At 32.2% G+C, this 12,816-nt stretch carries 12 protein-coding genes and 1 pseudogene; 6 read left to right on the forward strand and 7 right to left on the reverse strand.

Annotation, left to right across the window (positions count from 1 at the left end; all coding sequences use genetic code 11):
* Window positions 1–88: 88 nt before the first annotated feature.
* From UMM65_RS15195 to UMM65_RS15215, 5 genes are all read right to left on the reverse strand, one after another.
* A complete protein-coding gene (locus tag UMM65_RS15195) occupies window positions 89–1,366 on the reverse strand; it encodes a glycosyltransferase family 4 protein (protein WP_321977768.1) in 1,278 nt (425 codons plus the stop codon).
* On the reverse strand, window positions 1,363–2,547 hold the full coding sequence (locus tag UMM65_RS15200; protein WP_321977770.1) for a glycosyltransferase family 4 protein: 1,185 nt from the start codon (window positions 2,545–2,547) through the stop codon (window positions 1,363–1,365). Before UMM65_RS15200 ends, UMM65_RS15195 begins: the two co-directional genes overlap by 4 nt.
* A gap of 11 nt (window positions 2,548–2,558) precedes the next feature.
* Entirely contained in the window at window positions 2,559–3,077 is a 519-nt protein-coding gene (locus UMM65_RS15205; RefSeq protein WP_321977771.1) for a methyltransferase domain-containing protein, read from the reverse strand.
* Window positions 3,061–5,490, reverse strand: a complete 2,430-nt coding sequence (locus UMM65_RS15210; RefSeq protein ID WP_321977772.1) for a YfhO family protein — start codon at window positions 5,488–5,490, stop codon at window positions 3,061–3,063. The genes UMM65_RS15205 and UMM65_RS15210 overlap by 17 nt, the downstream gene beginning before the upstream one ends.
* A gap of 84 nt (window positions 5,491–5,574) precedes the next feature.
* On the reverse strand, window positions 5,575–5,832 hold the full coding sequence (locus UMM65_RS15215; protein WP_321977773.1) for a DUF4834 family protein: 258 nt from the start codon (window positions 5,830–5,832) through the stop codon (window positions 5,575–5,577).
* Window positions 5,833–5,965: 133 nt separating this feature from the next.
* Between UMM65_RS15215 and UMM65_RS15220 the strand changes: the two genes are divergently transcribed.
* From UMM65_RS15220 to UMM65_RS15230, 3 genes are all read left to right on the forward strand, one after another.
* Window positions 5,966–7,120, forward strand: a complete 1,155-nt coding sequence (locus UMM65_RS15220) for a transporter (protein WP_321977775.1) — start codon at window positions 5,966–5,968, stop codon at window positions 7,118–7,120.
* A 78-nt stretch (window positions 7,121–7,198) separates the two neighbouring features.
* Window positions 7,199–8,329 (forward strand): GNAT family N-acetyltransferase, encoded by a 1,131-nt coding sequence (locus UMM65_RS15225; protein WP_321977776.1) that lies wholly within the window; start codon window positions 7,199–7,201, stop codon window positions 8,327–8,329.
* 23 nt (window positions 8,330–8,352) lie between these two features.
* The gene (locus tag UMM65_RS15230) at window positions 8,353–9,060 is read left to right on the forward strand and encodes a 16S rRNA (uracil(1498)-N(3))-methyltransferase (protein WP_321977778.1); all 708 of its coding nucleotides are present in this window, start codon (window positions 8,353–8,355) and stop codon (window positions 9,058–9,060) included.
* Between the two features lie 78 nt (window positions 9,061–9,138).
* On the opposite strand, the gene UMM65_RS15235 is transcribed toward UMM65_RS15230, so the two are convergent.
* Window positions 9,139–9,789 (reverse strand): YceI family protein, encoded by a 651-nt coding sequence (locus UMM65_RS15235; protein ID WP_321977779.1) that lies wholly within the window; start codon window positions 9,787–9,789, stop codon window positions 9,139–9,141.
* Between the two features lie 143 nt (window positions 9,790–9,932).
* Between UMM65_RS15235 and UMM65_RS15240 the strand changes: the two genes are divergently transcribed.
* Genes UMM65_RS15240 through UMM65_RS15250 form a run of 3 tightly spaced genes read left to right on the forward strand, consistent with a single transcriptional unit; the run spans window position 9,933 to window position 12,542 of the window.
* Complete coding sequence (locus UMM65_RS15240) at window positions 9,933–10,568, forward strand: DUF4159 domain-containing protein (RefSeq protein WP_321977780.1); 636 nt, start codon at window positions 9,933–9,935, stop codon at window positions 10,566–10,568.
* Window positions 10,552–11,487, forward strand: a complete 936-nt coding sequence (locus tag UMM65_RS15245) for a bile acid:sodium symporter family protein (RefSeq protein WP_321977781.1) — start codon at window positions 10,552–10,554, stop codon at window positions 11,485–11,487. The genes UMM65_RS15240 and UMM65_RS15245 overlap by 17 nt, the downstream gene beginning before the upstream one ends.
* Window positions 11,488–11,489: 2 nt before the next feature.
* Window positions 11,490–12,542, forward strand: coding sequence for a lysophospholipid acyltransferase family protein (locus UMM65_RS15250; protein ID WP_321977782.1), 1,053 nt, complete (start codon window positions 11,490–11,492; stop codon window positions 12,540–12,542).
* On the opposite strand, the pseudogene UMM65_RS15255 reads toward UMM65_RS15250, so the two are convergent.
* A pseudogene (locus UMM65_RS15255) lies at window positions 12,543–12,698 on the reverse strand (ClpP family protease); the annotation flags it as partial.
* Window positions 12,699–12,816: the final 118 nt, after the last annotated feature.

Here is a 12,816-nt window from a genome sequence, read left to right on the forward strand (position 1 = left end):
GCAACCACTCGTTACACTCGTTCTCTCATAAATTTATTTTAATCATACCGCTGCGGGTAGCTTTTAATTAAAAAAATTTATGTTCGTTTCATTTAACTATTTCATTTAACACATTTACTAATTGCTTAGTCAAAGCTTTACGATGATAGTGCTCAATATTGTTAGAGTTGCAATTTAAAGTATTGGTTTTGTACATATTATACATTTCTAATATTTTCTTTTTTAGTTTGTCTCCATCATTGAAATCGATAACCGAACCAGAATTTGTACTGGAAATAATTTCTGCTAAATCACCATCAGTCGGTGCAATGGCCAAGATGGGGCGTTGTGCTTGTAAATATTCAAATATTTTACCCGTAATAATTCCTTTAGCACTCGGCACATTATTTACTAACAACAAAAGCACTTGAGCACTTTTTTGAAATTCTACAACTTTATTATGCGGAACATAATCTATGATTTTTGTGTTTGATCTTAGATTTTCCATTTCTAAACTTTGTACTACTTCATTTGCTAATTTACCTACAAATACCATTTGAAAATCTTCAGCAAAGTCTTCATTTTCAGTTATCAACTCTGAAAGCACTTTAAATAGCATTTTCGGGTTTCTGTCAATGTTAACGAGTCCAACATGAACCAATGTAAATTTTTTATCGAGTTCAATTTTAGAAGTATCCAATTTACCATCATAACCGTTTGTAATGACCTGAATGTTACTATTAAATTTAACAAAACTTTCTTTCATTGTTTTGCCCACCACCAAAGTATAATCTGCCTTACTTACAACTTCCTCTTCTAATTGATGGTGTTTTTGTATACTCTTTTGTGTTAAAGGCAATTGATGAAAATAATCAATATCCGTCCATGGATCTCTAAAATCCGCTATCCATTTTATATCTAATTTCTTTTTTAATTGCAACCCAACTACATGCAAACTATGTGGTGGGCCAGTAGTTATTACAGCATCAACTGGGTTACTTTTAAGATAATCTGACAAATAGCTAACCGAAGGTTTAATCCAATATTTTCTTGCATCGGGTATAAAATAATTAGCTCTGATGTATTGCATTATGTGACCAAAAAAAGTGGGATTAGCATTTAAAAATCCTGCACTTGTTTTCTTATTTTTATTGCCAAAAAATTTTAAAATATTATTTGGCTCTTTAATGGGCTGTTTTAATATTTTAATTGAATTTGGCACCTCATCTAATAACGATTCATCCTCAATGGCATAGTTTGGATTATCAACAGTATAAACAATAGGTTCAACACCAAATTGCGTTAAATATTTAACAAATTTTAACCAACGTTGTACGCCCGAACCACCTGCAGGAGGCCAATAATATGTAATGATTAGGACTTTCAATTTTTTAAATTTTCATAAAGTTCAATCAAACTTTTTGATGCTTTTTCCCAACAAAATTCATTTTCAATAAATTTTTTTCCATTTTCACCAAAGGTATTACGTAAAGTTTTATCATTATATAATGATAAAACCTTTGAAGTAAAGTCATTAACATCTTTTTCAATGTGTACCAAACCACTCTTTGTTTTTTCTACTATATTTTTTTGGGCAGTTGCATTGCTAACCAAAACTGGTTTGGCAAAACTCATGTATTGAAAAATCTTATTTGGATAGGCTACGTCGTGTTGAATATTTTTATACAACGGTGAAATACCGATTGAACTGGCCAAAATATACGATGGAAATAATGACACATCTTGCCATCCTTGAAAATCGACATATTGGTCAACATCCAAATCTTTTACTTTTTGTTTTAATATTTCATCTGCTGAACTTGACCCAACAATTACCAATTTAACATTAGAAATAGCTTCTTTTATCTTCGGGATAGCTTCAATTGCGGTCAATAACCCTCTTCTAATTCCAGTATCGCCAACATATAAAATAACAAAATCATCTTTATATCTTGATACTAAATTCTCGTTCTCAACAAAATCTTTATAGAAAGATTGATTGACTGTGTTTGGAACTACTTTTATTTTGTTTTCTGAAATTTTAGTTCTACTGATTATCTCCTGCTTAAACTCGTTAGATACTGTTATAATTTTATCCGCATGTTGAATAAATTCTTCTTCTTTCTTTTTCCATTTTTTTGGAGATATTAAATATTTACCTGGAAATTTTTGAGTGTGGGGATAAAACTTCATTATCTCAGGCATATTATCATGCAAATCCAAAACTATTGGCAGATTAAAATCTTTATTTGCCTTAAATACCGCTCCAGCTATTCTCATATCGTGGACATGAATAACATCAATATTATTATGCTGTAAAAAATGAGAAATATTTTTAGCTTGTATGTTGTTGTAAAATGAAAAGGTATAAGCTAGAGCAGATAATTTATAAGTAATTTTATTACTAAGGTATCTTCTTAAATGAAAGCCTTTAAGGGTTTCATCATATTCTTGATTTTGATTTCTATACATTAAGCAATACAAAAAAACCTCAAAACCATTTTCAGCCAAGGAAGTTGCCTCGTTTTCAACCCGAGGATCGGGAGGAAAAGTTTTGTCGAGTATCATCCCTATTTTCATTATTTAATTTCTTTTTCTGCGTAAACGGCATAATAACGTGGAGTGAATTTTCTCAAAATCGGTCTAAAACCAATCTTTTTAACAGGACTGGTCCATTTTTCAGTTTCTTTTATATTCCATCCTGCTTTTTCAAGTAACCAATCAAATTGCCAATCTTCAAATTCATGATAATGTCTATCCCATTCCTCCGTTTTAGATCGGTAAGCTTTTGCAAACCATAAGTTTAGTGGAATTGTGGCAACAATTTTCGGCGAGTTTAACGCTCTTAACACGTTAAAAGGAGCAATTAGATGCTCAAAAATTTCAAAAGCGGTGACAGCATCAACTTTATGTTTTTCTACAACTTCCGGAAATATATCTAAATCCTCACCTTCAGTATTAATTACAGTATAGCCATGCTTTTCCATAATTTCACTAAAAACATTTCTTGTTCCTAAATCGAGTATTGTGGCTGGTGCAGGAACCACTTTTTGTAAAAATTCTAATGTATGTGCGTACCTTTTATTGTGGTGACTCATTATTCTTTTTCTTTTTTTCCATAAAAAACCATCCTGCGGGAATCAGCAGTAATAAAGCATAAGAAATCAATGTGATTGTGTTTCCCTTTTTTATAATGGTTGGTTCAAATTTAAAAACAATTTCGTGTTTCCCTTCAGGAATTACCATCGCCCTCAACACGTAATTTGCTCTAAAATGCGGTGTTAATTCACCATCGACATAAGCATTCCAACCATCTTTATAATAGATGTCTGAAAAAACAGCAACTTGCATTCTATTCGTATTACTTTCATATTTTAATACATTGGGCTGATAGTCCGTCAATTTTATGGAAGCTAAGCTATCTTTAGCAAAAGGAGCTTCTTTTAGTTGACTTCTAAATTCAGCATTAACAATGACTTTTTGCTTCGTATTCAAACTATCTAACGCTATAATCTCTTCATCGGCAGAATTTACGAATTCAACTTCGCTTACAAACCAGGCATTTCCATTGGCCTCTTCGTTTAATTGTAATCTTGTAACGCCATTACTGTCTTGAAAAATAATGTATTTGGTATTTAACATATTTAAAACCTCTACATTATTCTTTGCAATCTGATATTCAAATAATTCTTGATATTGTCTTGGTTTTGCGGCATGGTAGCCTCCAATTGAATTATGAAAATAAGACGTACTACCATCGTTTATTGGGTTTACGGTATAATTGGCAACCCTGTAATAAGATTTGTCCTTTAATATTTCTTTGTCAACATCAGTAGCGATAAAAGGAACTTCTTCCTGTTTTTTTGATACAAAATCATCTGCATTTACATAGCGTTTATCAACCCCTACCAAATCGAACAAAATTAAAACGGCAAAAGAAATTATTACAGCGTTCTTATTTATCTTTTCTTTCAAATACGCCCATAAAAATCCGCCAGACAACAGCACTAAAATCAGTGAGCGTAAACTATCCTTAAAGAAAATAGATTTTCTGTCGGCAATAATAGCGTCCGAAAAACCAGGAATCTGTTGTTCTAAACTAGCATCCCTAAAACTTTCAAAATTAAATAGACTGGTTCCAAACAATGTAAATATTAATGTTAAACCTCCTACTCCATACAATGCATATTTTAAGTATTTTAATTTGTTGGCATTGCTATTTTTATCTTTTAAAAACTGATTCAACGCAATTATGGCTAATAGCGGAACTGCCAATTCAGCAATTACTTGTATTGAGGAAACCGCCCTAAACTTATTGTACATGGGCACATAATCAATAAAAAAGTTGGTCAACACAGAAAAATGTTTGCCCCAGCTCAATAAGAGTGAAAAAATAGTGGCCGCTAACAGCCATTTTTTCAGATTCCCCTTCACCAAAAACAATCCTAAAACAAACAAAAAAATCAATACCGCACCAATATAAAAAGGGGCTTCTATTATAATTTGTTCACCCCAATAGGTAGGTAAATTTTCAGAAAATTGTTTGGCTTGTTGTCTGCCAATTTTATCTTTTAAAAACTGATAGGTATTTGAATCCTTACCCAAATTTTCACCACTTCCGCCACCATAAAACCTTGGGATTAACAGACTAAAGCTTTCCGTTATACCATAACTATACTGGGTTATATATTCTCTATCAAGCCCAGTAGTAATATATTCTTTTGGCTTTCCTTCAGGTGTAATTGTCAATTCGCTTTTACTACGTGTACTGTGTGCCGCATATTCTTTTGTAGCCAATAAACTGGTTGAATTGACTCCTATTGCCAATATTGCAGCCCCAGCCAATATGAGGGTGCTTTTTATAAAATGCGAAATGGTTTTTTGTTTAATTGCATCAATTAAATAAACAATACCTAAAATCAATATCATAAACAGTAGATAGTAGGTCATTTGTGGGTGACTTGCATTTACTTCAAATGCCAGTGCCAAAGCTGTTAGTACAAAACCCGCTAAATACTTTCTTTTAAAAACCAACAAAATACCCGCTAGTACCATGGGCATATAAGCTATGGCATGGGCTTTAGCGTTGTGCCCCGCTCCAAAAAGACTGATAAAATAGGTTGAAAACCCAAAAGCCAACGCCCCTAAAATGGCAAGTTTCCATTCCACTTTCAATACATATAGCAATACAAAAAATCCTAAAAAGTATAAGAACAGATAATCAGCTGGTCTTGGCAAAAAACGTAAGGCCAAGTCTGCTTTTTTTATATAGTTATGAGGATAGTAAGCACTTACATTATACGCTGGCATACCACCAAAAGCCCTGTTTGTCCAATACGGTTCTTCGCCATTTTCCTTTCTGTATTCAACTATTTCTTTAGACATACCTCTAAATTGAGCTATATCGCTCTGAAATATTTTTTTACCCTCCAATACTGGTGAAAAGTAAGCCACAGATGCAATAATAAATACTATAATGGCAATGACAAAAGGGATGAATTTATTCTTCATTATTTATTTTTATTGTAACGATAAATCTAAATTGAATATTTTCCTGATGTAGGCAATTCATTATATGGTAAACTAGAATTTTTTCTACTCAACCTCTTCATAATCAACGTATTCCCCAACATCGTTATTGCTTTTAATATTTGTGTTTGGAGCTTTATCCACAACTGTTTCACCTTCTTTTACATTTTCATTTTTAGTAGTTGTCCTACCTTGTTGCTCATTAAATTTTTTCTCAACATTGTTCATCATTTTCTTCATAAAAATTGGAAAAACGAAACGTCCTATAATTTTTAATGCATAATAAACAACTAAAATAATTAGTATTGTTCTTAATATACCCATAATACCGGCTTCTTGCTTAAAATAAAACCCTAAAAAAAGATTTTTAAAATTAGTCCTCAAAAATAACAATTTGAACGCAACAAATACGTTAAGTAATACATAAATTGATAATTTCTAGTATTAACACTCCCGTATGAGAAAATTCATCTTGCTTTTATTTTTAAGTTTCTGCTTTCAAATAAGTTCTGCACAATATACCGAAGTAATAAATTCTAAGCGACCAGGTTTCTCTGACAGCCCGTATAGCGTTGGTACAGGAGTTTATCAAGTTGAAGCGGGTTTTTTCTATAAAAATATCGGTAACTATTTGTACTACGACCAAGCAACGGAAGAAACAATTAATTATAATAGTAAATCTTACGGTACAGATTTAACTTTCAGGACTAGTCAATTTTTTGAAAGATTGGAAATTAACCTGGATTTATCATTTGGCCAAGAAGATAGAAATTATACTCGGCCCGATGTTTTCAGTGAATCTGCTTTAGGATTAAGCAAATTTACCGTTGGGGCAAAATATTTGGTGTATTCTCCCACCTACACAGATAAATCAAAAGAAATACGCAGTTGGAAAAAAAGACATAGTTACGACTGGAAAAGGCTAATACCCGCAGTTGGTGTTTATGCAGGTTTAAACACTAATCTGCTAAGTAAATTGCATAAATATCCTGGAGGCTTAAGTCCAAGATTTGCCTTGTTTACTCAAAACGATCTGTCCAATAAGTTTGTGCTGTTAACAAATTTTATAATGGACAAAACTTTTACGGATGAGGCAGAGAATTCTTACATCATTACTGCAACGTATTCATTAACAGAGCAGGTTTCAATATTTGCTGAAAATCAAGGGTTTTTTAGAAAAAATGTTCCTAATGATTTTCAATATGGAATCGGAGGTGCTTATTTACTTAATAAAAATATGCAAGTTGATGCTGCTTTTCGTTACATAAAAGACGAACGTGGCGACGATTCTTATTTCTTTGGTGCAGGAGTTGCTTGGCGATTGGATAGGCATAAAGATAAATTTAGCACCCTGGATTCTGAAGGCAAAGTAACCAAAGAAGGGCGACAAGGCGGTTTCTTTTCAAGGCTCTTTTCTAAAAAAGACAAAAAACAACGTAAGGTTAAAAAAGTAAAGGCCGGTAAGAAAAAGGTTAAAAAATTAAAACCTAAAAAAACCAAGGCTCAAAAACGACTGGAAAAAGAAGCTAAAAAGAAAGCAAAAGAAGATAAAAAACAACAGAAAAAAGACGCTAAGAACTATGACAAAAACTATGATCCAGATAGTAACTAATCTAACTTAGATAAGCGAATTAAATCTATTTCTTTTTTGTAGATTTGAAATAATTAAAAAGAGTTTAATTATTTATAGATGATAACCATAAAAGAAATTACTTCAAAGAGTGATTTAAAAAAATTCGTCAAGTTTCCTTTTTCCATTTTTAAAGACAATCCGTATTGGATTCCCCCAATTATAAAAGACGAACTTGAAGGTTTTGACAAAACTAAAAATCCTGCATTAGATAATGCCAAGGCTCACTTTTTTTTAGCCTATGAAAATAACCACATTGTTGGCAGAGTTGCCGCTATTATAAATTTTACTGAGATTAACCAACAAGGGTTGAAAAAAATGAGATTTGGGTGGTTTGATGTTATTGATAATATAGATGTAACCAAAGCTCTACTAGACAAGGTTAACGAAATAGGGAAACAACATAATTTAGAATATATAGAAGGCCCACTTGGCTTTTCGAACCTTGACAAGGTAGGTGTTTTAAGCGGAGGGTTTGACCAGTTAGGAAATATGATTACTTGGTACAGCCACCCTTATTACAAAGAACATTTTGAACAATTGGGTTATGTAAAAGAAAAGGAATTTATTGAAAGTATATTTTCTTTTAATAACGTAAAAAATCCAGCAGTTTTCCAAAAGGCACAGGCTTTAATTAAAAGAAGGTACAGTCTAAAATCCGTCAATTTTACCAAGACCAAGGAAATTATGCCTTATGTAGATGAGATGTTTGATTTGTTCAATGTTACCTATACCAAACTACCGACTTTTGTACCAATATCTGAAAAACAGAAAGCTTATTTTAAAAAGAAATATATTAGTTTTATAAATCCCGAGTACATCAAATTTGTAGCGGACAAAGAGGGCAAAATAATTGCCTTTTCAATTGTAATGCCTAGTTTTGCCAAGGCACTACAAAAAGCTAATGGCAAACTTTTCCCATTTGGATTATTTCATCTTTTAAATGCCAGAAAAAACAGTAAAGAGGTTTTGTTTTACCTCATCGGGATACGGCCCGATTATCAAAATAAAGGGGTTACCGCAATTATTTTTGACGAATATTATAAAGTTTTTAAAGAAAAAGGCATTGAAAATTGTATCAGATCTTCGGAATTGGAAGAAAACCATGCCATACACCAATTATGGAAAAATTTTGATCCTATTATCAATAAAAGAAGAAGAACTTACAGGAAAGACATTAGATCAAAATAAATTTCAAACCTTTAATTTTGACCATGCAACTTTTTTATACACCCGATATAACCCAAGCCACAACCAATTTTACTTTTGACAAAACAGAAAGTAAGCATATTATTAAAGTGCTACGTAAAAATACTGGTGATTTGCTTTTTATAACAAATGGGAACGGGGAATTGTTCACTTCAGAGATTATTATTGGCAATGAGAAAAGTTGTACGGTTAAAATAAACCAGGTTAAAACTAAAAAAAAACCATGGAATTATTATCTGCATGTTGCCATCGCACCTACAAAAAATATTAATAGATTTGAATGGTTTTTAGAAAAAGCAACTGAAATCGGTATTGATGAAATAACCCCTATACTTTGCGACCGTTCCGAGAGAAAAGTTATTAAAATGGATAGGTTGTCTAGAATTTTAGAATCGGCCATGAAACAATCGCTTAAATTTCAATTGCCAAAATTGAATAATTTGACATCTTTTTCTGATTTTATCGAGCAAAGTAAAATCGAAAACTTATTTATAGCTCATTGCGAAAATACTGATAAAAAAACATTAAAAGAAAATTTAAAACCCCAACAAAACGCAACAATTTTAATTGGCCCAGAAGGTGATTTTTCAACTGCCGAAATTAAAAATGCAATTAATAATAACTTTAAACCCATATCGTTGGGTGAAAGTAGGTTGCGTACCGAAACTGCTGGTATAATGGCTACACAATTAGTTTCATTTATAAATCAATAAAAAAGCACCACAAATTTGTGGTGCTTTTAAAATTTTGAATGCAATCTTAACAATATAATATTGGATTATTTTTCCCTACTATTTTGTTCCTTTTACTTCGACTTGAAGTTCAATATTGTCATCAATTAATTTATCTTTTGCCAAATCTGTAAATTTTCCAGATTTGAACTTAACATCCCATTCTGTTCTGTCAATTGTAAATGGCTCACTTTTTAGAGTAACACCAGTGTCGCTTATTGATACTACCGCTGGGAATTCGATATTTTTCTTAATATCTTTTACGGTTAAATTTCCTTTTACAATATTTTTTCCATCTTTTTCTTCAACGCCAGTAATAGTAAATACACCATTTGCGTGGTTTTCTACATCAAAAAAGTCATCGCTTTTTAAATGCCCTGTTAAATCAGCATTTTTCTTAGGATCTTCTAGATCTAAAACCGCAATGGAGTTCATGTCTATTATAAAATTTCCTCCAACTAATTTTCCATCTTCTACAGAGAAACTACCGTCAGAGATTTTTATAGTACCGTCATGCGTACCTGTTAACTTAGCACCTTTCCAAGCTATTGTTGATCCTTCAACATCAGCAGTGTAAGTTGCTGCTTCGCTTGTAGTTTCAGCTACTTCTTCCGCAGCGGAAGCTTCAGTCTTATTTTTTGCATCTTTACATGCTACCATTGCCAATCCTAAAAAAAGAATTGCTGCACCCTTTAAAATTTGATTTTTCATTTTATTTTAGTTTTAAACCTGTCTGCCGACAGGCAAGATTTAGAATTGCAAAAATACAAAACATCCTGTTACGAACAATATTGACTTGTTAACATATTGTTAAGTAAAAAATTAATAGATTTGTAAATACACTTTTCATTTTTATGTACAGATTCTTGTTATTATTACTTTTTTTATATACCGCAGTGTATTCACAAGATGTCGCTATTTTAAAATATAAAGGTGGTGGAGATTGGTATGCAAATCCTACCGCCATACCAAATTTAATTCAATTCTGTAATTCTAATATAAATACTACCATAACCGAAAAACCCGAAACGGTAGATGCTAATAGTTTAGATGTTTTCAATTATCCTATACTTTTTATGACCGGCCATGGAAATGTATTTTTCGATGATAGCGATGTTGAAAATTTAAGAAAATATTTATCTTCTGGAGGGTTTTTACATATTTCAGATAATTATGGATTGGATAAATACATTAGAACCGAATTGGAAAAATTATTTCCTGACTCTGAACTGCAAGAAATACCTTATAACCATGCTATTTATAATCAAACTTATAAATTTGAAAGCCTGCCGAAAATACATGAACATGAAGGAAAAGCACCACAAGGTTTTGGTTTGTTTATAGAAGGGCGTTTAGTGGTTTTTTATGACTATGAAAGTGATCTGAGTGATGGTTGGGAAGATGAAGCTGTACACAACAACCCCGCACCTATAAGAGAGAAAGCTCTACAAATGGGTGCAAATATTATTGAATATGCTTTTAAAAATTAGTACCAATGAACTCGTTGACAAAGTCCAAATTAACTTTGATAGCGGAGGGCTTTGGGTATTGAACATAACCTTGGCCATAATTATGTATGGGGTGGCGTTGGGTATAACCAGCAACGATTTTAAACGCTTATTTAAAAATCCGAAAATTGTATTAGTTGGTATTTTTAGCCAATTTATACTTTTTCCTTTAATTACATTTATTTTGGTTTCGATAGTAAATCCCACACCGAGTATTGCGTTGGGAATGATTATGGTTGCCGCATGCCCCGGTGGCAATATATCAAATTTTATGACTCAATTGGCAGGGGGCAATGCAGCGTTATCCATAAGTTTAACGGCTTTTGCCACTTTGGTTGCAGTATTAATGACCCCCATAAATTTGGCCTTTTGGGGCAATTTATACGAGCCTACTTCAGAAATATTAAGAACGGTTCAGTTAGACCCATTTACGTTGGCAAAATTGGTTACCCTAATTTTAGGAATACCTCTGATTTTAGGAATGTTAACTCGAAAATACTATAAGAAAATTGCTTTTAAATTGGCAAAAATTTTAAGACCGCTATCCATTATTATCTTTCTGATATTCATCATTATCGCATTTTCACAAAATCTTGATGTCTTTACAGAATACATTCATTTTGTACTTTTAATTGTAATTTTTCACAATATAATGGGATATCTTGGCGGATTCTATTTTGCCAAAGCAATGCGTCTCAATTATTTTGATCAGAAAACGTTAGCTATTGAAACTGGCATTCAGAATTCTGGTCTGGGATTGTTATTGTACTTTAATTTCTTTAATGATTTAGGGCTGGGCGGAATGGCTCTTTGCATTGCTTTTTGGGGCATTTGGGATATTGCCTCGGGTCTAGGTTTAGCCTACTATTGGTCGTTAAAGACCGCTAAAATAACAACATAATTTTGAAAAGAATTTGGTATCAATTAGTTAAAATTTATATTAGGACGGGCCTCTTCTTTTTCTACAAAAAAATAATCATTAAGGGGGTTAAAAACATTCCTAAAAAAGGAGCGGTATTATTAGTATCAAATCATAAAAATGCCCTAATAGACCCATTATTGATTGCCACAACTAACCCAAGGGATATTCACTTTTTAACCAGAGCCAGTGCCTTTAAAATTGGTTTTGTAAAATGGATTTTATCAACTGTTAATATGTTACCCATTTATAGGTTACGAGATGGAAAAGAAACCTTAGCTAAAAACGAAGAAATTTTTAATCAATGTTTTAACATTCTAAACAAACAACGTTCATTATTAATATTCCCAGAAGGCACTCATGACATTAGACGCTGGGTAAGACCTTTGAGCAAAGGTTTTACAAGAATTGCTTTTGGTGTTTTTGAAAAACATCCCAATCTACAATTACACATCGTTCCTGTTGGCCTTAATTATTCAAAAGCTGATAAATTTGCAGAAAGTGTTTCCATTTATTACGGTAGGCCTGTATTAGCCAATGCTTTTTATGATAAAAACGATTTTAATGGTTCGGCACAAAGGTTAAAAGTTGTAGTTAGCGAAAAAATGAAGGAGTTAACAACACATGTTGCTATCGAACACTATGATGAAACCATTGAAAAGTTGGGAAATGTAGATTTTTTAGAGCCTGAAAAAATCAATAAACAAATCTTAATCCCGAAGTCTCGGGACAAATTTCAGAAACAAAGCATCGAGAAAAGCTCAACTTTTAAGAGTCCTTCTTTTTTCTGGATAATTTTAAAAAAATTAGTGGTTTTAAATAGTATAATTCCACTATTGATTTACAAAGCCATAGAACCTAAAATTCAGGAAATTGAATTTGTAAGTACCACAAAGTTTGCAGTGGGTATTACTGCTTTTCCTCTCTTTTATGTACTGCAAAGTTTAGTGATAAATTACTTTTTCGGAAGCTACTTAGCCTTACTGTATTTCGGTTTAAGTATTATGTTGGTATTGATTTTAGTAAAGAGCAAATAGCTAAACCAGCTTATCTAACTGCCCATCAACAATGCCATATTCAACCGATTCATCGGCTGACATCCAATAATCTCTATTAAAGTCTTTTAATATTTTTTCTACAGTTTGTCCACAGTTTTCAGCTAAAATTTCAGCACCTATTTTTTTGGTCTTTATACCATTTCTCTTGTTAATTTACTCAATTATTTGTAAATTGCCTTATGGCAAAACAAATAGACTTACACATTAAAGAGAGTGAATCAGAACTAAAGGCTCTTATGAATGCTCAAAGCAA

The sequence above is a fragment of the Aureibaculum koreense genome, assembly GCF_034296135.1.
Classification (GTDB): Bacteria; Bacteroidota; Bacteroidia; order Flavobacteriales; family Flavobacteriaceae; genus Aureibaculum.

Coding starts and splice junctions, on each gene's coding strand:
- UMM65_RS15240 (WP_321977780.1), top strand. CDS start 9,933: ATGTACAGATTCTTGTTATTATTACTTTTTTTATATACCGCAGTGTAT.
- UMM65_RS15225 (WP_321977776.1), top strand. CDS start 7,199: ATGATAACCATAAAAGAAATTACTTCAAAGAGTGATTTAAAAAAATTC.
- UMM65_RS15205 (WP_321977771.1), bottom strand. CDS start 3,077: ATGAGTCACCACAATAAAAGGTACGCACATACATTAGAATTTTTACAA.
- UMM65_RS15235 (WP_321977779.1), bottom strand. CDS start 9,789: ATGAAAAATCAAATTTTAAAGGGTGCAGCAATTCTTTTTTTAGGATTG.
- UMM65_RS15230 (WP_321977778.1), top strand. CDS start 8,353: ATGCAACTTTTTTATACACCCGATATAACCCAAGCCACAACCAATTTT.
- UMM65_RS15210 (WP_321977772.1), bottom strand. CDS start 5,490: ATGAAGAATAAATTCATCCCTTTTGTCATTGCCATTATAGTATTTATT.
- UMM65_RS15200 (WP_321977770.1), bottom strand. CDS start 2,547: ATGATACTCGACAAAACTTTTCCTCCCGATCCTCGGGTTGAAAACGAG.
- UMM65_RS15245 (WP_321977781.1), top strand. CDS start 10,552: ATGCTTTTAAAAATTAGTACCAATGAACTCGTTGACAAAGTCCAAATT.
- UMM65_RS15215 (WP_321977773.1), bottom strand. CDS start 5,832: ATGGGTATATTAAGAACAATACTAATTATTTTAGTTGTTTATTATGCA.
- UMM65_RS15220 (WP_321977775.1), top strand. CDS start 5,966: ATGAGAAAATTCATCTTGCTTTTATTTTTAAGTTTCTGCTTTCAAATA.